This is a genomic window from Niallia yueguangensis (genome assembly GCF_052663115.1).
Genome location: NZ_JBQTCX010000003.1, coordinates 86,522 through 111,556, shown reverse-complemented (window position 1 = coordinate 111,556; position 25,035 = coordinate 86,522). Strand labels below are relative to the sequence as shown.

Annotated in this window: 23 protein-coding genes and 2 riboswitches; of the genes, 17 read left to right on the top strand and 6 right to left on the bottom strand. The window is 34.3% G+C overall.

The window, feature by feature from the left end:
• Positions 1-183: 183 nt before the first annotated feature.
• Positions 184-1,131 carry a carbohydrate kinase family protein gene (locus ACTYA4_RS03785; protein ID WP_443480270.1) on the top strand — a complete coding sequence of 316 codons (948 nt, stop codon included), beginning with the start codon at positions 184-186 and terminating at the stop codon, positions 1,129-1,131.
• 128 nt (positions 1,132-1,259) lie between these two features.
• On the opposite strand, the gene ACTYA4_RS03780 is transcribed toward ACTYA4_RS03785, so the two are convergent.
• Positions 1,260-1,739: a PDC sensor domain-containing protein gene (locus tag ACTYA4_RS03780; RefSeq protein WP_443480269.1), complete on the bottom strand. Its 480-nt coding sequence runs from the start codon at positions 1,737-1,739 to the stop codon at positions 1,260-1,262.
• Between the two features lie 12 nt (positions 1,740-1,751).
• Positions 1,752-2,633, bottom strand: coding sequence for a methyl-accepting chemotaxis protein (locus ACTYA4_RS03775; protein WP_443480268.1), 882 nt, complete (start codon positions 2,631-2,633; stop codon positions 1,752-1,754).
• A gap of 239 nt (positions 2,634-2,872) precedes the next feature.
• On the opposite strand from ACTYA4_RS03775, the gene ACTYA4_RS03770 reads away from it, so the two are divergent.
• The 4 genes from ACTYA4_RS03770 (at position 2,873) to ACTYA4_RS03755 (ending at position 8,464) form a co-directional block, all read left to right on the top strand.
• Complete coding sequence (locus ACTYA4_RS03770) at positions 2,873-3,811, top strand: NAD(P)-dependent oxidoreductase (RefSeq protein WP_443480267.1); 939 nt, start codon at positions 2,873-2,875, stop codon at positions 3,809-3,811.
• 583 nt (positions 3,812-4,394) lie between these two features.
• The gene (locus tag ACTYA4_RS03765) at positions 4,395-4,844 is read left to right on the top strand and encodes a MarR family winged helix-turn-helix transcriptional regulator (protein WP_443480266.1); all 450 of its coding nucleotides are present in this window, start codon (positions 4,395-4,397) and stop codon (positions 4,842-4,844) included.
• Positions 4,845-4,865: 21 nt separating this feature from the next.
• On the top strand, positions 4,866-6,596 hold the full coding sequence (locus ACTYA4_RS03760; RefSeq protein ID WP_443480265.1) for an ABC transporter ATP-binding protein: 1,731 nt from the start codon (positions 4,866-4,868) through the stop codon (positions 6,594-6,596).
• A complete protein-coding gene (locus tag ACTYA4_RS03755) occupies positions 6,593-8,464 on the top strand; it encodes an ABC transporter ATP-binding protein (RefSeq protein WP_443480264.1) in 1,872 nt (623 codons plus the stop codon). Before ACTYA4_RS03760 ends, ACTYA4_RS03755 begins: the two co-directional genes overlap by 4 nt.
• Before the next feature lie 632 nt (positions 8,465-9,096).
• Here ACTYA4_RS03755 and ACTYA4_RS03750 read toward each other — a convergent pair.
• Entirely contained in the window at positions 9,097-9,285 is a 189-nt protein-coding gene (locus tag ACTYA4_RS03750; RefSeq protein ID WP_443480263.1) for a hypothetical protein, read from the bottom strand.
• A gap of 789 nt (positions 9,286-10,074) precedes the next feature.
• Here ACTYA4_RS03750 and ACTYA4_RS03745 point away from each other — a divergent pair.
• From ACTYA4_RS03745 to ACTYA4_RS03730, 4 genes are all read left to right on the top strand, one after another.
• Positions 10,075-11,355, top strand: coding sequence for a methyl-accepting chemotaxis protein (locus tag ACTYA4_RS03745; RefSeq protein WP_443480262.1), 1,281 nt, complete (start codon positions 10,075-10,077; stop codon positions 11,353-11,355).
• Positions 11,356-11,730: 375 nt separating this feature from the next.
• The gene (gene rodA, locus ACTYA4_RS03740; RefSeq protein ID WP_443480261.1) at positions 11,731-12,897 is read left to right on the top strand and encodes a rod shape-determining protein RodA; all 1,167 of its coding nucleotides are present in this window, start codon (positions 11,731-11,733) and stop codon (positions 12,895-12,897) included.
• A gap of 531 nt (positions 12,898-13,428) precedes the next feature.
• Positions 13,429-13,743, top strand: a complete 315-nt coding sequence (locus ACTYA4_RS03735) for a hypothetical protein (RefSeq protein ID WP_443480260.1) — start codon at positions 13,429-13,431, stop codon at positions 13,741-13,743.
• A gap of 99 nt (positions 13,744-13,842) precedes the next feature.
• A complete protein-coding gene (locus tag ACTYA4_RS03730; protein ID WP_443480259.1) occupies positions 13,843-14,196 on the top strand; it encodes a hypothetical protein in 354 nt (117 codons plus the stop codon).
• A 792-nt stretch (positions 14,197-14,988) separates the two neighbouring features.
• Here ACTYA4_RS03730 and ACTYA4_RS03725 read toward each other — a convergent pair.
• The 3 genes from ACTYA4_RS03725 to ACTYA4_RS03715 are packed head-to-tail and all read right to left on the bottom strand — an operon-like array spanning position 14,989 to position 15,833.
• Positions 14,989-15,324 (bottom strand): spore coat protein, encoded by a 336-nt coding sequence (locus tag ACTYA4_RS03725; protein ID WP_443480258.1) that lies wholly within the window; start codon positions 15,322-15,324, stop codon positions 14,989-14,991.
• 46 nt (positions 15,325-15,370) lie between these two features.
• On the bottom strand, positions 15,371-15,652 hold the full coding sequence (locus ACTYA4_RS03720; RefSeq protein WP_443480257.1) for a hypothetical protein: 282 nt from the start codon (positions 15,650-15,652) through the stop codon (positions 15,371-15,373).
• A gap of 46 nt (positions 15,653-15,698) precedes the next feature.
• Complete coding sequence (locus ACTYA4_RS03715; RefSeq protein WP_443480256.1) at positions 15,699-15,833, bottom strand: YuzL family protein; 135 nt, start codon at positions 15,831-15,833, stop codon at positions 15,699-15,701.
• Between the two features lie 321 nt (positions 15,834-16,154).
• On the opposite strand from ACTYA4_RS03715, the gene ACTYA4_RS03710 reads away from it, so the two are divergent.
• The 8 genes from ACTYA4_RS03710 (at position 16,155) to ACTYA4_RS03675 (ending at position 24,721) form a co-directional block, all read left to right on the top strand.
• On the top strand, positions 16,155-18,512 hold the full coding sequence (locus tag ACTYA4_RS03710; protein ID WP_443480255.1) for a 3-hydroxyacyl-CoA dehydrogenase/enoyl-CoA hydratase family protein: 2,358 nt from the start codon (positions 16,155-16,157) through the stop codon (positions 18,510-18,512).
• A gap of 16 nt (positions 18,513-18,528) precedes the next feature.
• Entirely contained in the window at positions 18,529-20,283 is a 1,755-nt protein-coding gene (locus tag ACTYA4_RS03705; RefSeq protein WP_443480254.1) for an acyl-CoA dehydrogenase FadE, read from the top strand.
• 215 nt (positions 20,284-20,498) lie between these two features.
• Entirely contained in the window at positions 20,499-20,855 is a 357-nt protein-coding gene (locus tag ACTYA4_RS03700) for an arsenate reductase family protein (protein WP_443480253.1), read from the top strand.
• Positions 20,856-21,029: 174 nt separating this feature from the next.
• The gene (gcvH, locus tag ACTYA4_RS03695) at positions 21,030-21,413 is read left to right on the top strand and encodes a glycine cleavage system protein GcvH (protein ID WP_443480252.1); all 384 of its coding nucleotides are present in this window, start codon (positions 21,030-21,032) and stop codon (positions 21,411-21,413) included.
• Between the two features lie 159 nt (positions 21,414-21,572).
• Entirely contained in the window at positions 21,573-21,920 is a 348-nt protein-coding gene (locus ACTYA4_RS03690; RefSeq protein WP_443480251.1) for a toprim domain-containing protein, read from the top strand.
• Between the two features lie 2 nt (positions 21,921-21,922).
• Positions 21,923-22,240, top strand: coding sequence for a thioredoxin family protein (locus tag ACTYA4_RS03685; protein ID WP_443480250.1), 318 nt, complete (start codon positions 21,923-21,925; stop codon positions 22,238-22,240).
• Between the two features lie 442 nt (positions 22,241-22,682).
• Positions 22,683-23,033, top strand: a complete 351-nt coding sequence (locus ACTYA4_RS03680) for a hypothetical protein (RefSeq protein WP_443480249.1) — start codon at positions 22,683-22,685, stop codon at positions 23,031-23,033.
• 104 nt (positions 23,034-23,137) lie between these two features.
• Positions 23,138-23,240, top strand: a riboswitch (SAM riboswitch).
• A 161-nt stretch (positions 23,241-23,401) separates the two neighbouring features.
• On the top strand, positions 23,402-24,721 hold the full coding sequence (locus tag ACTYA4_RS03675) for an O-acetylhomoserine aminocarboxypropyltransferase/cysteine synthase family protein (RefSeq protein WP_443480248.1): 1,320 nt from the start codon (positions 23,402-23,404) through the stop codon (positions 24,719-24,721).
• Positions 24,722-24,881: 160 nt separating this feature from the next.
• Positions 24,882-24,990, top strand: a riboswitch (SAM riboswitch).
• Positions 24,991-25,035: the final 45 nt, after the last annotated feature.

The following is a 25,035-nucleotide window of genomic DNA, read 5'->3' as shown; positions in this document are numbered from 1 at the left end:
ATTCAAAAACAACAAACTTTTAGAAAACAGCCATAAAAAATTATTAGATACAGTACATACCTTCTAACGGAAAAATTGGTTGGAAAGTTTCAAGAAATAATAATTGGTAAAAAGATGGTTTGGTAAATAAGAGGAGATTTTAGTATGATAGTTTCATAGAAAATATGATAAAGGAAGATACTATTGAAAAAACAGGGAATTGTTTCATTAGGAGATGCATTTATTGATTATATCTCCACAAATAGGAATAATGATGAATTTAAAAAGAAACTAGGTGGTGCGTCGGTTAATGTTGCGGTGCATGTAAGCCGTTTAGGAATCCAAAGTTATTATGTAACGAAATTAGGCAAATATGAAGATAGTCTTTTTGTCCAACAAGAAATGGAAAAAGAATCGATACATTTAAAGTATAGTGTTTTTTCTTCTGAAAAAGAAATATGTGGTGTTTATGTTCATTTAGATGATAAAGGAGAGCGACATTTCCATTCCTATATAAATAATACACCTGATGATGTAGTTAAAGAGGAAGATATTGTCGTAGAAGCATTTCAAAATAAAAAGATTTTTTATTTTGGATCGGGTACACTCTTTCATCTGCAAGCACGAAAAGCAACAGAAAAAGCAATAAAATTTGCAAAGGCCAATCAACTTATCGTAAGTTTTGATGCAAATATACGATTACAAAGATGGAAAAGTGAGCAAGAATGCAGAAATACAATAAAACAGTTTTTCCATGCATTGGATGTATTAAAACTATCAGAAGAAGAATTATTATTTTTATTTGAAGTGCAAACAGTAGAAGAGGGACTAAAAGCGCTGGAGCAATATAATATCCCTGTTATTTTCATTACAATGGGAGAAAAAGGGGCCTATGGGCTGCTTTCTCATCAAGCTATAAAAGTAAATGGAGAGACGATTGAAGCAAAAGATACGAATGGGGCTGGCGATGCTTTTATGGCCGCCATTCTTTATAATATTTATGAACAAGGATTGCCAACTTCCCTGGAAGAATTAAAAAGATATGTTCAACTTGGAAATTTATTAGGTGGAATGGTCGCAACAAAGATTGGGGCTTTACCTTCTAAGGTAAACTATAATAGTATCGTTTCTTGTGAACAGGATTATCAATAAATGATGGATTAATAAAAACATAGTGAAAAAATCAATTCCTAATAGAAACGGTGCTGTCCAAAAACAAAAATTCTACCTGATGGTAAATATTGGATGATGGACAGCGCTACTATTTTTATGCCGATTGATTAAAAGGATATATCGACTCCGACTACTCCACCAACTTCTCCTTTTTTTGTAATTGGGAAAGAAATAGTGATGCATGGTCGTTTTGTTAATACAGATGTATAGGCTTTTGTAATAAACGATTTTCCTTTGCTTGCTTCAATAAACCATTGGCGGATGCTTGCATTAATCAGCATTGCTTTTGGTTTACTGTGTATGAAGCTTCCATCCAGTCTGTTTGACCATATTGCATCTAATTCTGTATGTTCCTTTAAAACGTTATTCAACCATTTGATATGATAAGAATCATTCATTTCTGAGAGAGTAGATTTCGTTATTTTATCTTGAATTTGCGTTTGAATGGAATGAATGAGCTCTTTTTGTTCTGTTGTTAAAGAAATCGAATCTGTAACGGTTGTAATATTTTGTAATTCTTTAGAAGTTATGTGTAATAATTCATTGATTTCTATTATTTCTTCCACATTGTTATGTTGTTGCCCCATATCTTCTAACACTTAAGATACATATTCTTTATTATGAATAGTCATTTTAGAGATTTCTTCTAAAAGATTGGCAATCTCTTTCACACTTGTAGATTGAGCATTCACTTCTTGGGTTGAATTTGAAACCATGGAAGTAATATTATTTAAGTTATTTTTAAAATGATCTAATAAGTTTCCAATATGCTGCAGTTCTCCTGAACCAGTTTCTATTTGTTCTGTTTCTGTTCGAACCATATCGGTAGTAATAGAAATTTCTTCTTGTACTTGTAAAATATTATTTCTTGTTTGTTCCACAGCATCATTCGTTTGATTAGCAAGTTTTCCTACTTCGCTGGCAACTACCGCAAAACCTTTGCCGTGTTCTCCTGCCCTCGCGGCTTCAATCGTTGCATTTAAAGATAGGATGCTCGTTTGTTGGGAAATAGAGCCAATGCTCAAAAGAATGTCATTAATATTATTTGAGTGATTTACTAAGCTTTCCATCTGCTTTAATAAAGAATAGTGATTGGATAATAAAGAATCATATTTTTCCTGCAGTGCAGCTAATGAAGATAAAGAATGCATCAACTCTTCGTATGAAGCTTCGCTGTTTTCATGAATGATAGTTGATACTTTTGAAATTTCACTGGCAGATACTTCAATTATTCGCATTTTCTCCGATACTTGCAGGGTGTATTCGACGGTTTTTTCGCTTTGGTTCATTAATTCCAACGTACTATTTTTACTTGATTCAGAAGTACTATTTAATGAATTTGCAGCAAGCTTCATTTGTTCGATCACGCCATTTAGTTGATCTGCTGCAACTTGTATTTTTCCATTCAATTCTAATGCTTCGTCGTCTTTTATTTGTAAAGGGATATGTTTTGTTTTGCTTTTTACTTTCCAAATAGACATTTTACCTCTCCTTATGTCATTATTCCTGTCATTTATTGTAACATAATGAACGGGAGAAAAGTTTGGGAATTTTAGAATATATAGATCGAATTTACTATAGAAAGTGGAAAAATGGATTGTTCTTTTTAGTTTACCGTAAAAATAATATGATTTTTTTGAAAATTATAATGATTGTTGTGAGATATTCGATCATAATAAATAAAAAAGGATTTTTAGACCATAGCGGGAGGAATACATAAATGACAAAAGTTTTATTATCTTTAAGTGATGGATTTGAAACAGAAAATAAAAAAATTACGGAGGAGCTAGAGAAATTAGGGGCAGAGGTTACTTCAATTGTGACAAAAAAAGCTTCTATTTTAGACTATGTACAAGATGCGGAAGTGATTGTAACTGGTGTCGAAAAAATAAATGGTACGGTAATGGAGGCTGCTCCGAAGTTAAAATACATATCAAAGTTTGGAACAGGTGTAGATAGCATTGATTTAGAGGAAGCAGAAAAACGGGAAATTATCGTCACAAATACACCAGGACAAAATGCTTCCTCTGTAGCAGATTTAGCTTTCGGTTTACTATTATGTATTGCTAGGAATTTAGCAAAATCAAATGAAATTGTAAAAAACGGCGGATGGAAGCTGTTAATGGGAAATGATGTAGAAGGGAAAAGGATAGGCATCATTGGTTTTGGAGAAATCGGCAAAAAAGTAGCAAAAAGAGCAACTGGATTTGAGATGGATATCGTTGCATATGGCAATTATAAAGATGAAGCAACAGCGTCCAAGCTAGGTGTGCAATTTATTGAATTGGAAGAGCTGTTAAGTACATCTGATTATGTTGTTATTTGTACAAGCCTTAAAAAATCTACTTACCATCTACTAAATAAACAAAAGTTAGCGCTTATGAAAAAAAGTGCGTATTTAGTTAATATATCTAGAGGAGATTTAATTGATGAAGCGGCCCTAATCGAATGTTTAAAAGAGAATCAAATAAAGGGTGCTGCACTTGATGTATTTAGCAAAGAGCCTCCAAACCTTGAATTAGCACAGCTAGACAATGTCATTTGCGCAAGCCATATTGGCGGTGCAACAGAAGAATGTGCGGAAAGAATAGGAGACGTAATTATTGATAATTTAAAAAATTATATACAAAAACAGCCATTAACACATATTGTCATGTGATTGTGGTAATGATGTTTTTTTAGGATTGTTTTGCCCGGAATTTTGGGTGAAACAGTCTTTTTTATTTGACAAGAAATTTTAACAACTTATATACTTAGGTTACTTACCTAATTATATAGCTGTGTAAAAGCTAATTGTTGATTTTGATACTTTGTTGATTGGAGTGGAAGGCGTGAGACTCCTGCGGGATTAGCGAGAAAGACGAGACCCCACAGGAGCAAAGCGACGAGGAGGCTTGGTGCTCGCCCCGCGGAAAGCGTGTGGTAAGCCTCGGAAAACCGAACGAAAACCTCTAAAAGCTTGATTTTCACTATCTATATTTCATAGCATCCACTTTTTCAGTGACCTCCGCACAGCGCCAAGGAGGCTCTCGGATCGCCCGTGGAAAGCGAATGCCTTACGCTGCAATCAACAGGCAAGTTTAACAGAGCCACCCATGCTAATAAAAATTCGCATCAAGGGGGATGAAAATAAGTAGTGTTCATTCAGCGTGAAGATAGAAGGAGTTAGAGCTAAGAATGATGTTGGTTTTCCGAAGCTTATTTTCAGGGTAGCCAAATATATAAACAGAGGAGAGGAAAGAATGGAGGAATTAGCCCATCAACTTTTGCATTCATTTAGACAATTTCACAAGCTGAAGGATATGAATCAATCTTTTCATGGTTTTAAAAGAAGCGAGATCATGATGTTATTTGTCATTGGCTGTAGGAATGATCAGAATGAAAAAGCAATAACGATATCAGAAATTAGTTCCATATTGCAAATAACTTCGCCATCTGTCACACAAGTGATTAATGTTTTAGCGAAAGAGGGATTAGTGGAAAGAATCAACGATCAAAAGGACGGAAGAGTTGTTCGAATTACATTAACTGAAAAGGGAAAATCAGTTACAAAGGAAATTCATCAGAAAATCATCGAGAAGTATAAACAGCTGGTAGAGTATCTCGGAGAAGAAAAGAGCAAGGAACTAATAAGCTTATTGACAGATGTAAATGAGTTTTTTTCAAAAGGGAAAACATGTAATGATAAATAAAATAGACTGGAGTAAAGTAGAATGAGCAAATTATTACGAGAAATGAATAAGTATCGCGTAGGTATTTTGATTGTTCTTTTATTTACTTTGTTTCGAGCATTTTCAGAGCTTTATTTGCCAACGATTATGTCAGATATTGTGGACGTAGGGATTGTGCAAAATAATAAAACCTATATGATGCAGCTAGGCGGGTGGATGCTGCTTATTACTGCTTTTGGGACTGTATGTGCTGTCTTTACCAGCTATTATTCAGCAAAAATTGCATCAGGTTTTAGCAGAGATATCAGGGGAAAAATGTTTTATAAAGTAGAAAGCTTTGCATTAGAAGAAGTAAATAATGTCGGAACGTCTTCGTTAATCAATCGTACGACAAATGATATTAACCAAGTGCAGCAGGTCACTATTATGCTGTTAAGATTGGTTGTTTTTGCACCAATGCTGTGCATTGGCGGAATTATTATGGCTGTAGCAAAAAATGCAAAACTATCCCTTATTTTTCTTGTAGCTATTCCGATGCTTGCACTCGTTATTTTTTTGGTTATAAAAAAAGGTATTCCACTATTTAAAGTATTACAGAATAAACTGGATCATTTAAGCAGTATTTTTAGAGAAAATTTAACTGGGATGCGAGTTATTCGAGCTTTTAATAATGAAAAATATGAGCAAAAGCGTTTTTATCATGCAAATAATGATTTAACGGAAACAGCGCTGAAAGTAAATAAAATGATGGCTGTAACAATGCCGATTATGATGGTAGTTTTAAATGTATCAACGTTGGCAATTGTGTGGTTTGGCGGAATTCAAGTCGATGAAGGGAGTATGCAAGTTGGCGATATCATGGCATTTATTCAATATGGAATGCAAATCATGTTTTCTTTAATGATGGTCAGTATGATTTTTATGATGATGCCAAGAGCATCGGCTTCTGCAGACAGAATTAATGAAGTGTTGGCTATGCAGGTCAGCATAAAGGATTCTGGTGAAGAAAAAAAGGGCAGCAAACCTGAAAAAGGAGAGATTGAGTTTCGCGATGTTGTTTTTTCGTATCCCGGAGCAGAAAAACCGGTGCTGCAAAATGTATCGTTCCGGATAAAACCTGGTAAAGTAACAGCTATAATTGGCGGCACAGGGTCTGGAAAATCGACAATTCTCCATTTGCTGACGAGATTTTATGATATAAACAGCGGTGAGATAATAATAGACGGAATAAATATTCAGGATTACCGACAAAGTGATCTTAGAAAAGAAATTGGTTTTGTACCACAAAAAGCAGTTCTTTTTTCAGGAACAATTGCGGATAATATTCGTTTTGGCAAAGAAGACGCCTCTGAACAGGACATTGAAAAAGCCTTAGAGATTTCTCAAGCAAAGGAATTTGTCGAGAAAATGGATAAAGGGATACATGCTTCTATTACGCAAGGCGGAACAAATGTATCAGGCGGTCAAAAGCAGCGTTTATCTATTGCCCGTGCACTAGTAAGAAAACCGTTAATCTCTCTTTTTGATGATAGTTTTTCTGCATTAGATTACCGAACAGATGCTTATTTAAGAAAAGCATTAAAACAGGAAATGGAACATAAGACGATGGTCATTGTTGCCCAAAGAGTTAGTACGATAAAAGATGCGGATCATATTATTGTGTTGGATGATGGGAAAATTGCAGGTGCTGGCACACATCATGAACTTTTAGAAACATGTGATGTATATAAAGAAATCGTATATTCACAAGGGGTTATGGAGGAGAGTGTATGAGTGAAAATACAGGAAATAAAGGAAACTCCAGCTTCCCTTCAAGAGGTCCAGGCATGCCTATGCATATGCAAATGCCTGGGCAAAAAGCGAAAGATGCAAAAGGGACATTAAAAAGGCTATTGGTTTATTTAGGAAAGTATAAATTGCAGCTTGTATTTGTTTTATTATCTGCTATTTTAAGCACTGTTTTTTCTATCTTAAGTCCAAAAATAATGGCAAAAGCAATCGATCATATATTTGAAGGTTTTGTCGGCAAAATGAAAGGAGTTCCGGAAGCGGGGATTGATTTTTCTGTCGTTGGGAAAATTATACTGTTGTTAATAGTGCTATATATAATCAGCTCTTTGTTTACTTACATTCAACAAATTATTATGGTGAATATTTCACAAAAAACCATTTTTGAACTACGGCAGGATGTTCAGAATAAAATAGAAAAAATGCCATTAAAGTATTTTGATCGAACTCCGTATGGTGAAACATTAAGCAGAGCAATAAATGATATTGACAATATAAACAATACAATGCAGCAAACTGTTACGCAATTAATTACGTCTATTGTTACTTTTTTTGGTGTTATTATCATGATGTTAACGATAAGTCCGATTTTAGCGATCATTTGTTTTCTAACGATTCCATTAAGTATTTTTGTGACAATCAAAATTGCAAAACGTTCCCAAGTTCAATTTAAAAATCAACAGGCATCTCTTGGGAAAATAAATAGTCATGTCGAAGAAATATTTACAGGACACAGTATCGTTAAAGCGTTTGGTCATGAACAAAAGGCGATCGAAAAATTTAACCGCATCAATAATAACTTATATGAATCAAGCTGGAAATCACAATTTGTTTCCGGATTGATTATGCCGCTAATGATATTTATTAATAACTTAGGGTACGTGTTTGTAGTAGTCATTGGCGCCATCTTTGTATCCACTGGGAGAATTACAGTTGGTGATGTGCAAGCATTTATTCAATATGCACGCCAATTTTCACAGCCGATTACACAGCTCTCTAATATATCTAATATTATTCAGTCTACACTAGCTTCAGCAGAAAGAGTATTTGAACTGTTGGATGAAGAAGAGGAATCAACAGCCGTCAAAGAGGAAAAAACAATCGCTTTTCCTAAAGGTGCTGTTGCATTTGATTCGGTTTATTTCCGTTATAAAAAAGAGGAAGAGTTAATAAAAGATTTATCAATTCTTATTAAGCCGGGGCAAAAGGTAGCCATTGTTGGTCCAACCGGAGCCGGGAAAACGACATTAGTTAATCTGTTAATGCGTTTTTATGAAATAGACACCGGTTCGATTACCATTGATGGCATCGATATACGTGATATGAATCGAGGAAATTTACGAAGCCTATTTGGCATGGTGCTGCAAGATACATGGTTATTTAAAGGAACGATACGGGAGAATATTGCTTACGGAAAACAAGGTGCAACAGAAGAAGAGATTGTGCAAGCGGCGGTTTCCGCAAATGCTGACCATTTTATTCGAACATTGCCAAACGGCTATGATACGGTAATAAATGAAGAAGGCACAAATATTTCTCAAGGACAAAAACAATTGCTTACGATTGCCAGAGCTTTATTAGCTGACCCTGTTTTGCTCATTCTTGATGAAGCGACAAGCAGTGTCGATACAAGAACAGAAGCACATATTCAGGCAGCGATGGTGCTGTTAATGAAAAATAGAACGAGCTTCGTTATTGCTCACCGTCTTTCTACCATCAAAGATGCAGATATAATATTAGTAATGAAAGATGGCAGTGTAATAGAGCAAGGAAATCATGAAGAATTAGTAAGAAAACATGGATTTTATGCAGAATTATACAATAGTCAATTTGCAGACGCAGCAGGTAATTGAGTTTGGCAGATAACTATTTTTAGTAGAGGTAGTTTTTGATAAAGGCCAAAGTTTGTTGTTAATGAATAAAATAATAAACATGGCTGAAGCACTGAGCAGCCTGAATACACGTAGACTCCTGCTTAGAAAAGCGAGAAAGACGGAGACCCCGCAGGAGCATAGCGACGAGGAGGCTCGGCACTCGTCCGCAGAAAGCGAAGTGTATTCAGGCTGCGGGTTAAATAACTACAATCTATACGAAAAGAGCGTTGATAAAAAAAGACTCTGTTAACGATAATGTTGTTTATAGGAAGGGAGTGGATTCCCTAACCATTTGATAATCAACAATGGAATTTAACAGAGCCATAAAAAAAGAGGCTGTTAGTCATTCTTTAGGGGGAATGTTTACTAACGCCTCTTCAACAAAAGGGGGAATTACACTTTGTAGTAACATTGTGGTCCCTTTTTTGATTTTTTATACATAAAAATTTAAAAAATTCGTGCCTTTCATCAGGAAAGAAAGTATAAACTTTCTGAAGTTATACTGGTTTCTATATCCAGCGCCTAGCCACTGTGAAAGATAACCTCTTGTCTCTAAAAGTAAGGCTCTGTTAAACTTGCCTGTTGATTTCCGTTCCAGGCGTTCGCTTTTCTTAATCACCGCGGATTTTCTCGTGAATCACTTCATCTTCCAATAAATTTAATAACGAAAGAATAATGCCAGCTGCTAATGCTGCAATCGTATAAACAGAAATTCCTGTTGCAAGGAAGCAAAAAAAAGTGCTGATAAATGTCCAAAGCATACAATACTGTACGGCAGATAATTTAAAGATTTTTTCCATAAAACTACCTTCTTTCCTACTTTATCCTACGTTTAATGGGCAGTAAGACCCCCACTGATGGAAGTATCACTTTATCTATTGTTAACATATGTTCAATCGCAATAAATTAGAAGGTATGAATTGAGTTCAGATCATTTCTGTATCCAGCTATTTTGCCCTTTTTTAACAATAAAGGGATAAGCCCACACTTTTCTTTGTAAAATACATATCTTTTAAGTATAAAGGATAGCTTGTATTATCTTCTCGGAAGCTAATATCAATGCTTTCCCTTTATACCGTAACCCCATAACCTCCTCTCATTTAAGGCATAGTAGCAATACTATGTCTCTTTTTTTTTGGAAGTCAGTTTTCTAAAAGTTGTTGTTTTTGAATAAAAAAATAAGCATGGCTGAAGCACGGAGCAGTCTGAATACACTAGACTCCTGCGGGAAAAGCGAGAAAGACGAGACCCCACAGGAGCATAGCGACGAGGAGGCTCGGCACTCGTCCGCGGAAAGCGAAGTGTATTCAGGCTGCGGGTTAACTAACAACAATCTATATGAAAAGAGCCTTTTGGAAAAATAAGTTGTTTGGAATTAATCGTCATGTATTCTACAGATTAGAAAACGGAACAGCACTGATAAAAGGAATGGAAAAATATCAGATAAATAAATTTTATTAATTCATCTTCATAATAAGTGATCTATGCCGATAGAACTATTAGAAAGCAATGGTTAAAAAAATGTTCTTTTCGAAGATTATTAGGTATAATATCCTAAAAAATATAAAAATGTTAGGAAGGTACATGATATGAAAAAAAGGCTTCAGTTTCGCAGCTTAAGAGCTAAAATGATTATGGTAATTGTTTTTGCAACGATTATTAGTACCCCGATTTCGATTTTGTTAAATGACACGATAAGAAAAACAGGTGTACTGCCTCCTGAATTTGGAATTGTCATTAATACATTTATTAATCTTTTCATTACTACGCTTATTTCTGCAATTTTTATAAGTTGGCTTGTTATTAAGCCGATTAAAACATTATTAAAATTTACAAAAGAAATTCAAGCTGGAAATTTAAAGATGAGTATTCAGAAAAAATCTAATGATGAAATTGGTTTATTAACGGATGAGTTTATTCTATTAAAAGATGCGATTAAAAATCTGGTTGTAAAAGTAAATGAAACGTCTGTACATATTAATTCCTCTGCTGAAGTTTTAACAACAAACACAGTTGGCACAAGTCATGTTTCCGAACAAATATCAAACGCGATTCAAAGTGTAGCAGCAGGTTCTGAAGAGCAAACAAAAGGAATGGAAACGATTGTCGAATCGGTGGCAGTCGTAAATAGTGAATTAAAAGATATTGCCATACATATAGACGAAATGGCAAAATCATCAAATGATACAATAATAAAAGCAAAAGAAGGGCAAGGCGTAGTAGAGAAAACCGTTGAACAAATGAGTTTAATTCAAAATTCTGTAAAAGAATCGAATGACTCGATTGGGCTTTTACAAGAACGTTCTCAAGAGATAGGGCAATTTTTAAATGTTATAACGGAAATCGCAGATCAGACGAATCTATTAGCGTTAAATGCTGCAATAGAGGCTGCTAGAGCAGGAGAAGCTGGAAAAGGATTTGCAGTCGTTGCAGAAGAAGTCAGGAAACTGGCAGAACAATCCAATCAGTCTGCTAAGCAAATAGCTGTGCTAGTGAATGAAATCCAAAAAGATACGCTAAGTTCTGTTAAAACGATGAGAAGAGTAACAGATGAAGTAAAAGAAGGAATCAGCATTACAAATAATACAAAAGAAAAGTTTAATTTAATTTCTGATTCCATGTCTAATATGGGAAATCAAATGCAAAGAGTGTTGGAGGCAGGTAACAATATAACTGCAAATGTAGCAGAAGTTGCCGCATCTGTTGACCAAGTAACAAGTATTGCGAAAGAAAATAGTCAAAACTCAATGAATGTCTCTGCTTCTTCTCAGGAACAACTAGCGGCAATAGAAGAAATAGCTCATTCAACGAAAAAGCTTGCCAACATTGCAGATGATTTAGTTATGTTAACAAAAGGTTTTAACTTATAGAGGATGTTCACACGCACTTATAGTTTCTAAAAGACATTTTACCAAGAAGCCTGAGCAAGGTTTCTTTTTTTTTCATTTTGCTAAAAGAAAGATTAAATTTTGATTAATTCATTTTCGAAAGTTGTTATTTATCTGAATTACAAATATAATGAAGTGTTGTATGAACTTTTTTTATGGAAAAGGGGACGGAGCTCCTCCTAGTCAAAAATTGTAGAAAAAATATTCTGCTTAGTATCTTGTTTTTTATCAGTAAATAGTAAAAGTGCTCCGCTCACGCCGTTTTTACGAAATTATAGGGGAATTCATGTAAGTTTCTATAATGAACACAACAAATTTTTACTTAATATTGTGGTTTTATCGAGGAGTTATGAATAAATGTCGAGAATGAAAAATACTTCTAAAATAGATTTTAATCTTGTCCTTATATTAATGCTGCTTTGTATTGCGAGTTGTGTGGCAATATATAGTGCACAAAGTACGGGACAGTATAATCAAAACTTTTTAGTGAAACAAATTTTCTGGTACGCGGTTGGAATAGCTATAGTTGCTGGAGTTATTACGCTAGATTCAGACCAACTAAAGAAAATTTCATGGTATTCATATGGATTTGGCATTGTATTGCTTTTATTATTAATTGTTGCACCAGAAAGTATTGCAAGAAAAGTAAATGGTGCAAAAAGTTGGTTCCAGCTGCCTGGTATTTCTTTGCAGCCATCGGAATTTGTTAAAATATTTATCGTTTTAACGCTCTCAAGAATTATTGTCGAGCATCAGGAAAAGTATATCGTAAAGACATTGCGTTCTGATTTTTGGTTATTAATAAAAATCGGCTTAATAACCTTTTTTCCACTTGTTCTAGTGATGCAGCAGCCCGATTTAGGAACATCTCTTGTGTTTCTTGCAATTATGCTTGGAATGATTTTTATATCTGGGATAACTTGGAGAATTTTAACACCTATTTTTCTATCTGGCATGGCACTTGCAACCGGGGTTTTATATTTAGTATTATGGCATCCAGATTGGTTAGAAAAATATTTAGGTGTGCAAGAATATCAGTTTGGCAGAATTTATTCTTGGTTGGATCCTTATAATTATCAAAGTACGACCGGTTATCATTTAACGCAATCTTTATTGGCTATTGGATCAGGTGAAACAGCGGGAAAAGGTATTGGGACAAGAGATGTTTATTTACCTGAAAGTCATTCAGATTTTATTTTTAGTGTGGTGGGAGAAGAGTTTGGATTTATTGGTGCAAGCGTGCTAGTAAGTTTGTTCTTTTTACTCATCTACCACATTACAAAAGTTGCATTGGAAACAAAAAATCCTTTTTATACATGCATCTGTGTGGGGATAATAAGCATTATTACTTTTCATGTATTCCAAAATATTGGAATGACCATTGGGATTCTGCCAATTACGGGAATACCATTGCCGTTTATTAGTTATGGCGGTAGTTCACTAATGGGAAATATGCTTGCAATGGGGTTAATATTTTCTATCCGTTATCATTATAAAAAATACATGTTTTCTAATGATGAATAAGGAATAGAGATAAACAGAATCTGTTATTATACTTAAAGGTTTTATATATAACGTTACACCTTTTAGAGAACGTGGATCACGTTCTCTTTTTGTTGTATAGGAAATTATAAACGAAATGGGATTGTGGATAACTTGGCGGCTGTGTCCGTATCCAGCTTCGACGTACAGGACGTACTAGTGCCAATGTTGCCACAGGACGTGGCGCCTTTAATCGGCCAGCGCCTAGCTCTTGTGAAAAATAACCCCATGCCTCTAAAAGTAAAAAGCACTTTTTGAGTCATGTGAACATTTTCTTCAGAGCTGTTCAAGGCGCTTGCGCTTTTGTTCTTGTTGTGGCAGTTTTTTCGATTACGGTACCAAAATAAAGGTAGATGCTTTGAAAAACACTGCAATTAATAAGGTAAAACAATAATAGCATTAACTCGTTTTATAACTGTTTTTAAAATCCGCCATTCTATTGATGAACTCGTCCAATTGATTTTTCCATGTTTGAATATACTGTTAGCAACAATATGAAAGGGGGGAGAATACATGAGCACACCATGGTTTCCAAATAATGAAGATAGAAATAATAGCAAAAGCCGTTCAAAGGCAAACAGTGATTCAAAAGCAAAGGCAGATGTTGATTTCGATTTTGACAACGATATAGATACGGATATTGATAATGATAACAAATTAAAAAACACAGACAAAAATATCAACGATTCAAGAGCAAATGCTAAAGTTTTTAACAGTGGGAATTCTAAAGTTGATCTTGATATTGATGTAGATTCTGACTCTAAAGCACGAGTTCGTTCACGTGCTGAATCTGACCAGGACCAAGATCAGGAACAAGACCAAGACTAAGGTTTTTAAAGCGTAAATTTAAATGATTGATTTAAAGGGGTATTCTAATAAATAGTAATACTCCTTTAAATTAACTAGTTTACGAGAAGAGGATAATTGATGGAAAAACAGAGCAAAAAACGATCATTGCAACATTTTGATCAATTAATGAGAACAAAGGAAAGTTCTTTTAACGATATTCGATCTAACCTCTCTTCTTCTGTTAATCAGAGTGGAAATTCAGACGTAGATGTTAATGTAAATATTCAAATTGATACTATGCCAATTGCACTCTCATTGCTATGTTTATCATTCGCAAATAAACAATTGACGCGTCAAGAATTTGAATCGGCTGTTAATGAACTAGTTGAGATGACAAATCGCTACAAAGAATCTGAAGGAAAAATAAAGGGAGATTCGACCGTAAAATTATTTAATGAAAACAAGAGTAATAGGATATGGGGAAAATTTTAAATGAAATATCTTCTCCCTATTATATCCACCCTTTTAATAAATGTTCCCGACAGAGGGTATAGGGAGGTATAGCATTGTCTTGTTAAAAGAGTATATATCCTTTGCAAAGATAGTTTAGCAAAACGCCAAACCCATAAGTTAAGGGATTGGCGTTTGTTCATTTTTTCGGTTTGTGGGATAGGATCAACTTTTGACGTAAAAATTACGTGAATACAATGAATGGAAGTGACAGGTAGGTTTTTCTTACGCTATATAAGGAAAGGCTATTTTCTAAAAGTTTGTTGTTTTTGAATAGAAAAATAAACATGGCTAAAGCACTGAGCAGCCTGAATACACGTAGACTCCTGCGGGGTAAATAACAACAATCTATCCGAAAAGAGAGTAAGGAAAAGAAAAAGTTTAATTTTTTATACTTAAGTTATTTATCAACTAGCTTCCTTTTGGGTGAGGGGGAAAAGGAAGCAGTGATAAATATAGATGGAAAGAACAATCGAAATTGATAATCATTATCAATTGATTTGATTTTATCATAAAATATAATATTGACAATGTCAATATTTAGTTTAGATTATTTTGTTTTTTAGAAGATTGAGGAATTTACTAATAACAAAGCTCATATGAATAAATCGATGCCCGAACTAAGCATGGGAATGTAGAATTTCTCAAACAGCAAAAAAGAAATGAATTTAAAAAACAAATTAATAAATAAAACATATGCTATTAAGAGTGGCCTACCTAGGAAACTCTGCAGGGATGCCACTCTTAATTATTGTTGCATATCCTGTCTTTCTTCTATTGAAGAGTGGAACCGCCATAAGGGAATTGTGTATTATATCCTTTAAATTGTTGATACGATTGTTGTAATTTTTGTTGTTCAGCAGCTTCTAGTTTATACCAGCCATTTTGGAACATAACGGTATAGAGCTCGCGCTGCATATTTTGTGTTTCAGTAAAAATCGCTAATAAATCTTGATACAATGCTTGATGACTAGCTTCATTTAATGCTGTGGAATAAGAGTCTGTCATATATTTTTCTGTTGCTAATAAATCATTAATAAAATCTCTGTCATTCATTTGTGGTGTTTTTGGTACTTGTGTTTCTTGGTTTTGAATAGTCTGTTGGTTCATTTTCTTTCCTCCCTTAAATAAACGTAAAAATATAAATGATCCAAGATTATTGTTGCTGATAATTACTCATTGATTGAGATGGTTGAGAATCTAAATGGGACAATATTTTTTCATAATGCTTTTGATGCATTTGTCCACATTTCTCCAGACTAGATTTAATGCTTTGATTTTGTGTTGCTTCTGCAAAAAAATGGGCTTTTTTCATAACGAGTAAATTCCATGAAAGCATATCGGTTAAATAAAGAGAATCCTTTACGGTAAGAGTAGCTGGCGGCTGCATCATCATATTCGTATTTTGCATGGTATTAGTAGGCTGTTGCTGTATCATTTTTTTTCCTCCATTCATTGAAACTAACATAGATTTAATTTTTCAATTATTGTTTTTTGTATTGATTATTTTGGCTGTTTACTTTACCTCCACCATCCATTTCATTAGTAGGACCTGCATTTCCTTTTACACTGGCTGCACTAACTCCCGCTTTAGAAGGCTCTTTTTTAAGTCTAGGCATGATTGTCACCTCCTTCAATACGTACACTTAGTAGAATTTCCTAAACAAAATGATTTAATGAATGAACAAAATTGCCATTTTTTTAAAAGGTAAGAAAGCTAAATTTTCTGAAACTCGACGGGTGTCTAGTACGCAGCAGCCTGAATACACGTAGACTCCTGCGGGTTAATTAACAACAATCTATCCGAAAAGAGCGAAGACAAAAAATAACAAGAATTTTTAAGGGGAAATTCCGCTCTTGTTGATTGTGCTTCCTTATTTTTTATTTTATCGTTAAGGAAGTAATGGGTTTAAGTGGAAGAAATTCATAGGAGGGGTAAAATGGCTAGCGAAATAAAGTATGCAGTAGTAATTGGTTCAGGAATTATGGGATCTGCTATTGCTGCGCAATTAGTAAATGTTAATATTCCGACATTGCTTCTTGATATCGTTCCAAATCAATTGTTACCGGAGGAACATGCTCAACAGCTAACATTACAGCATCAACAAGTTAGAAATCGTTATGCAAATATGGCTAAAAAGAATTTAACAAACATAAAACCTAGTCCAATTGTTTCCTTGCAAAAGCTTTCGTTGTTAGAAACAGGGAATATAGAGGATGATTTACATCTAATATCAAAAGCAGATTGGATTATTGAAGTAATAATAGAGGATATAAAGGTAAAAAAATCATTATTTCAAAATATAGATAAATGGAGAAAACCAGGATCTGTTATAAGCAGTAATACTTCTGGAATATCTATTGAAAAAATGATGGAAGATTGTTCAGAGGATTTTCAAACACATTTTTTTGGTACACATTTTTTTAATCCACCTCGTTATATCCACCTTTTAGAAATGATTCCTAGTACTAAAACAGCCCCAACCATACTAAAAACATTTAAAGGTTTTGCGGAAGAAACATTAGGTAAAGTGGTAATTGAAGCAAAAGATACTCCAAATTTTATTGCAAATCGTCTTGGCGGATATGCATTTTTAACCATTATTAAAGAGATGGTTTTATCGCAACGGAGCATTTATGAAGTAGATCAATTGACTGGTCCAATAATTGGGAGTACTAAAAGCGCTACATTTCAAACATTGGATATGGTTGGTTTAGACACATTGTTTTATTCTTTTCAAAATATAAAAAGCCGAATTACTTCTCAAGAAGAAAAGGATTATTACACATTGCCCCCTTTCTTGCAAAAGATGATCAACAACAACATGTTAGGAAGAAAAACTGGTGGTGGATTTTATAAAAAAACAAACAAAGGTTTACAAGTTTTGGATTATAACAGCATGCAATATATAGATGTAAAAAAAGAAAAAAAACTTGTGCCGAAATTGAAGGGGATAATCTACGAAAATCATTCAGATGCCATTTTTATTTGGAAATGTATTACTCCCTTATTATTGTATTCTGCAGCTTTGGTAGGGGAAATTTCCGATACCATTTATGAAATAGATGAAGCGATAAAATCAGGATTTCATTGGGAAAAAGGACCTTTTGAAATATGGGATACGATGGGTTTACCTGATACCATTAAAAGATTTAATCAAGAAAAAGTTGCTGTGCCAAGTTGGATTACAGCAATGCTAGACAATGGCTTTACCTCTTTTTATAAAGAAGAGCAAGGGGTAGTGCATTTCTATTATCAAGGAAAATATATGGCTGTTCCAAAGAATCCAAAAACTATTTCGGTAAAAGAAAAAAAAGAAAAAGGAGGATTGCTTCTCTCTAATTATGCTGCAAGCCTTGTAGATATTGGGGAAGGTGTTGCATTGCTGGAATTGCATACTTCTAATAATGCCATTGGTTTAGATGTTTTGGAAATGATCGAATCATCCATAGAAATAATCGAAAATAATAAGAAATACAAAGGTCTTGTTATTGGCAGCACGAGCAAAAATTTCAGTGTTGGAGCAAATATAGCACTATTATTATTAGAGGCGCAATCCGGAGATAATATAGAACTTTCCTTGGTGGTAGATCGATTTCAGCAAGCAATGAACAAAATTAAGTATTGTAACAAACCCGTTGTGGCAGCAGCTTGTAAACGAACCTTGGGCGGTGGTGCAGAAATTGGTTTAGCAGCAGCACGAATTCAAGCATTGCAAGAAACATATATAGGATTAGTAGAAACAGGAGTAGGGTTAATTCCTGGAGGAGGTGGTACGAAAGAGCTTTATTTAAATGGACTAAAACAAAAACAACAATATAGTGATAAGGAATTAATGGAGTTAGTAAAAAATGTACTTTATACGATCTTAACAGGCAAAGTATCAACATCTGCAGAAAATGGAAAGGAACTTGGCTTTCTAGAAAGCAACGATAAAATAACGATAAATGAACGCTACTTATTAAATGATGCAAAACAAACAGTATTGCAGTTAGAGAAAGAAAATTACCTTCCCCCTCAAAAAAACAAAATTGTTGTTGCTGGGCAACCTGGCTATGAGATGATAATGAAAGAACTGAAAGGGTTAGCTCATATTGGAAAAATATCGGAATATGATCTTAGGATTGCCGAAAAGCTGGCCTTTGTTTTAACAGGAGGAAAGGTAGATTTTAAAACAGAGGTAGAAGAAGAATATTTATTAAAGTTAGAAAAAGAAGCATTCGTTTCTTTAATTCAGCAACAACCAACACAGGAGCGAATGATTCATCTCCTGCAAACAGGCAAAATAAAAAAGTAAAGGGGACAGTCGGAGAATGAAACAAGGCGGAAGTTTTATTATTGAAGAAACAAATTATGAAGATATTTTTACACCGGAAGATTTTGAAGAAGAACATGAAATGATTGCAGATATGACAACCGATTTTGTTGAAAATAAAGTACTGAAACATTTGCCTCTAATGGAACAGCATGATTTTAACATAACAAAACAACTGTTGAAGGAAGCTGGGGAGCTAGGGTTATTAAGTGCGGATATACCAGAAGAATACGGTGGATTAGGACTGGATAAAATCAGTTCATCCATTATCTCGGAAAAAATGGCTATTGCAGGTGGTTTTTCGATTACACATGGAGCTCATATAGGCATTGGTTCTCTCCCTCTTGTCTTATTTGGCAGCAAAGAGCAGAAGGAAAAATATTTACCTTCATTAGCTACAGGGGAAAAAATAGCTGCATATGCATTAACGGAGCCTTTAGCAGGTTCTGATGCATTGGGAATTAAAACAACAGCGACTTTAAATAAAGAAGGCACACATTATGTATTAAAAGGGGAAAAACAATGGATTACGAATGCAGGAATTGCTGATCTATTTACGGTATATGCAAAAGTAGATGGCAAAAAATATTCCGCATTTCTTGTAGAGCGTACTTTTGACGGAGTATCCATAGGTCAAGAAGAACATAAATTAGGCATTAAAAGTTCGTCCACTTGTACTCTTCGGCTAGATAATGTAGAGGTGCCAGTAGAAAATTTACTTGGCAAAATAGGCAGAGGCCATATTATTGCGTTTAATATATTAAACATCGGCCGTTTTAAATTAGGAATTGGATCAGTCGGAGCAAGTAAAGAAGCAATTAAACAAACCATTTCTTATACGAATAATCGCGTGCAATTTCATTCCCCAATTTCCCAATTTCCTTTATCAAAAGAGAAATTTGCTACTATGTCCTCCCATCTATATGCAGCTGAAAGTTCTGTTTATCGTACTGCTGGGTTGCTTGCAGAAATTATGGATCCATTAGAAGCTGATGCAGCATTTAAAGATGTTGCTACATCAACAAATGAATATGTGATTGAATGTAGTTTAAATAAAGTATTTGCCTCTGAAGTGCTCAATATGATTGTAGATGAATGTGTTCAATTACATGGAGGAAATGGCTTTATGGAAGATTACGACATTGTCAGAATGTATCGTGATGCGAGAATCAACCGAATATTTGAAGGAACAAATGAAATCAATCGTTTACTAGTTCCAGGCACGCTTTTAAGAAAAGGAATAAAAGGTGAACTCCCCATCCTGCAATCTGCGAAAATTTTACAAAAACAATTGCTGACAATGATACCCCATGATTTAGATAAAACATTGCTGGCACAAGAGAAAATGTTTATTGCAAACGGTAAAAAAATCGCGTTGCTTCTTTTAGGGTTGGCAGCAAAACATTATGAACATACGCTCGAAAAGGAACAAGAATTGCTTGCGAAAATTTCTAATATTATGTCGGCGGTATATGCAATGGAATCAGCCGTTTTAAGAACGGAAAAAGCAATCAATCATTCAACAAAAGAAAATAAACAAAAAAAATTATATACAGAGATTTATTGCCAAGAAGCATTTCAACAAATAGTTTTAGAAGCAACAGAATCGTTGGCATATATCGAAAGTGGCGATAATTTAAGAATGATGCTGGCCACTTTAAAAAAATTAACAAGATACACACCAAAGCCAATTATTCAATTAAAAAGAGAAGCAGCAGAGCAATTATTAGTAGATAATCAATATGTTGTTTAATATTGTACCTTTGTCGTTCCACTAATAGAGGGGAAATTTTTGTGAAAAAACCCTTAAATAGTAACTGTTTAAGGGTTTTTATAATTTGTATTTCCTTATACTAAATATTTTAATAGAATAAATATTATTTTTCATATTTTTATTATGATTTTGTGTAATATTGTGATAATATTCAATTATATGAAAAAAATAACTAGATAAAATAAGGTGATGGAATGAAAGTTACTTTTTTTTGGTATCCTAAATGCGGCACTTGCCGTAAAGCAAAAAAATGGCTTGATGAAAATCAAGTGCCTTATGAAGAAGTACATATTGTAGAAAATCCTCCTTCACGCTCCATGCTAGAAGATCTATATCATAAAAGTGGTTTAGAACTAAAGAAATTCTTTAATACTAGTGGTCAAAAGTATCGAGAACTCGGTTTAAAGGACAAAATAAAAGAGGCCTCTGATGATGAATTATTAGATTTATTGGCATCTGATGGAATGTTGATTAAACGTCCTTTGACTACTGGCAGTAACAAAGTAACAATTGGGTTTAAAGAAGAGGATTTTAAAGAAAGTTGGACATAAAAAGTATAAAATTTTTGAACTAGTGTCTAGCTCCAGCGCCTAGCCCCTGTGAAAAATAATTCCATGCCTTTAAAAGTAAAAAGCACTTTTTGAGTCATGTGAACATTTTTCTTCGGAGCTGAGCAAGGCGCTTGCGCTTTTCTTAAATATAATATAATTTGGAGGGATTTGTAGATGAGTACACCAAAAGAATTACGTTATTCAGAAGAACACGAGTGGGTAAAAGTTGAAGGGGAAAATGTTCGTATAGGTATTACATACTTTGCTCAATCTGAGCTAGGTGATATTGTTTTTGTTGAGTTGCCTGAGGTTGGAGACGAAATAGTTGCGGACGAGCCTTTTGGCAGTGTTGAATCTGTTAAAACAGTGTCTGAATTATATGCGCCAATCAGCGGAAAAGTTGTCGAAATAAATGAAGATTTAGATGATAGCCCTGAATTTGTAAATGAATCTCCGTATGAAAAAGCATGGATGGTTGTAATAGAACCAAACAACATCGATGATATTAATAATCTTATGACTGCAGAGCAGTATGAAGAAATGATAAAAGAAGATTAATCATGAAAGCACCGGTAATTTTCCCGGTGCTTTTGAATGTGCTTTCAGAATTTTTGAACAATCTATTTAACTAAAAATTCTGAAAATAAAACCTTAGCACTTTATCTCCTCTTCTGAATATGATAAAGTTAAACTCAATACTTCCTTTAGGTGATCATGATGAAAAAAATAATCATTGTAGAAGGTAAATCGGATAAACGGAAAATTAAAAATATTATTAGAGAGCCAATTGATATCATTTGTACAAATGGAACAATTGGTGTCTCAAAATTAGATGAGTTAATAGAAGAGTTATTTGATAAAGATGTCTATATTTTAGTAGATGCAGATAATTCAGGAGAAAAATTAAGAAAGCAATTTAAGAAAGAACTGCCTGAAGCAGAGCATTTATATATAGACAAAATGTATCGAGAAGTGGCTTCGGCACCTGAATATCATTTAGCTACTGTATTGCTGCAAGCAAATATTGATATTTTCCCCGAATATTTAGATTTAAGGATGAGTTAATAATGAATGACTGGACGTTGGAAGAAGTAGAAAAAACCTTATTAGAAGTGAAAACAACAGGATTTATGCTTTATTTGTATACTCCCCTTTGTGGAACATGTATGATGGCGTCTAAAATGCTTCATGTCGTTCAAGCAATCATAAAAGAACCTATTTTTGCAAAGATGGATTTAAATTACGCACCGCATTTAGCAGAAAAATATGAAGTGGAAAGTGTACCATGCCTTTTAATTTTTAAAGAAAATAAATTAGAAGAAAAAATATATGCATTTCAATCCGTACCTTATTTAGTGGATGTAATTCACAAACAAATGTCATAATAAAAGGTTTCCTATAAAAGTTCTCTATTATTAAAGCTTTAAATAATGGGGGATTTTTAATAGGAAGCTTTTTTTGTTGGCTATGTTAAAGCTCATTGTTGATTTTGGCACGATGTTGATTGGAGTGGAAGGTGTGAGACTCCTGCGGGAAAAGCGAGTCAGAGGGAGACCCCACAGGCGCACAGCGCCGAGGAGGCTCCCGGACCGCCCGCGGAAAGCGAACGCCTGAAGCGGAAATCAACAGGCAAGTTTAACAGAGCCTTTTATTATGTAAAAAATATATAGAAACAGATATAAGCAGTATCGACAAAATTAGTATCGTTATGACATTTCTCGGGAAATACATGTCAAACGAATTTTCATGGTATTTTTGTAATCTTAAAGGGTTTTAATTTGACAGGAAGAATACATATAAAGGGAACGATAGGAAGGTGGGGAGAAAATGCAACAGTTTATTATGGACTTATTAGAAAGATTAAATAAGAGTCATGTTATCAAACCACTGATTAAAAACGAATCATTTATTATGCTGTTAACATGCAATCAAGAAAAGTATTGCATCGAATTAAAAGAAGTTCGATTCGATCTTTTAAAGAGTAATCCTGTAAAACCAGATATTTTAATGGAAGGCAGCGAAAGTTGCTTACAATCAATTTTTCTTGGAGAAGTGTTATTACGCGAATTAAAAAAAGAGAAAAGTTTAACGATAACAACCACAATCAGAAAATTATTAATGTTAGAATCCCTTTTTTATCTAGTCAATATAAAAAATACAGTTCATAAAAAGTTATAATATCACTATAATATTTCAAGAATTTGTAAAAAATATATTGACGAACGATTATTTACCATGTTACGATCTCTCTAACAGTTGAACTGACTGAAAATTTAATAAGTTTCTTATCAAGAGTGGTGGAGGGACTGGCCCTTTGAAACCCGGCAACCGATCATTATACGGTGCTAATTCCAGCAAAGCTTTACATGCTTTGAAAGATAAGAAGAGTCGATATTAAGCCCTCTTCTTATGGAATGAGGGTTTTTTTACTGTCTGTCATTTTAATCAGACTGATTGAAAATGTTTTTCTATTAAACATAGAAGAAAGACAACTTCAACTATGGAAAACCCTCTTCTACAACTATTTCAGAAAAGGAGAATGGACGATGACTAATGGAAGAAAAGAGTACCATTTTGAAACATTAAGTGTGCATGGAGGGTTGCAGCCTGATCCGATAACTGGAGCAAGAGCTGTGCCAATTTACCAAAACAATGCTTATCAATTTAAAAATACAGAACATGCTGCCAATTTATTTGGTTTAAAAGAACCAGGGTTTATTTATACAAGAATTCATAATCCAACAGTTACGGTCTTTGAAGAAAGAGTTAATTTATTAGAAGGTGGTGTCGGTGCTTTAGCAGTAGCAAGTGGGCAAGCAGCGATTACGTTGGCGATTTTAAATATTGCACAAGCTGGTGATGAAATTATTGCGTCTTCCAATCTTTATGGAGGCACGTATAACTTATTTGCCACCACCTTACCGAAGTATGGAATTACCGTTAAGTTTGTAGATCCGGACGATCTTGATAATTTTCGGTTTGCGATAACGGAAAAAACTAAAGCTATTTTTACGGAAACAATCGGCAATCCCAGCTTGAAGGTATTAGATATAGAAAAAGTGGCTGCTATTGCTCATGATGCCGGAATTCCGTTAATTGTCGATAATACTTTTGCCACACCATATTTATGCAGACCAATTGAATATGGAGCAGATGTTGTGATACATTCTGCCACAAAATGGCTGTTAGGGAATGGGACAACATTAGGGGGGGTAATAGTCGATGGAGGGCATTTTGATTGGAACTCACCGAAATTTCCTGGATTTATTGAACCAGATCCAAGCTATCATAATTTAGTGTACAGTGTTGCTCTTGGAAAAGTTGCATATATTACAAAAGCAAGAGTCCAGCTTCTTCGTGACTTTGGGCCAGCACTTAGTCCTCAAAATGCTTTTCAATTTACTCTAGGGTTAGAAACACTGCATGTAAGGATAAAGGAACATATTGCTAATACGGAAAAAATCGTGCAATATTTGCATTCCCATCCGGCGGTGAAATGGGTTTTATATCCTGGAGATTCCGCTCATCCTGATTATGAGTTGTCCAGAAAATATTTACCAAAAGGTGCAGGCGCGGTTGTTGTATTCGGAATTGAAGGAGGAAGAGAAAGTGGAGCAGAGTTTATTAATTCGCTGCAGCTATGGGCACATGTAGCGAACGTTGGTGATGCGAAAAGTTTAGTGATCCACCCAGCAAGTACAACACATCAGCAATTAAACAAGGAAGAATTAAAAGAAGCAGGTGTGACAGAAGACTTAATACGATTATCTGTTGGCATTGAACACGTGGATGATTTAATTGCCGATATAGAACAGGCCCTTCAACAAGCAGTACAAAATCATAAAAACACTAAGGCTATTAACTAAATATTTTTGTAAGATAATCTAACAGAAGTTAATGAAAAATTCAGAAAAAACATTATATTAAAAAATGCATTATTAAATATTGACACCTAATTTTGGGCGTGTTACATTACGTCTATCCAAATAAATAACAACATAATTAACAGTGAAAATAAATTAGTTACTCTTATCAAGAGAGGTGGAGGGAAGTGCCCGATGAAACCCGGCAACCGTTAGTTTTAGGCTGACATGGTGCCAATTCACACAAAGCAGTTTGCTTTGATAGATGAGAGGAAGGTTTAGAATAGACTAAAGCCTTTCTGCTCAAACAATGCAGA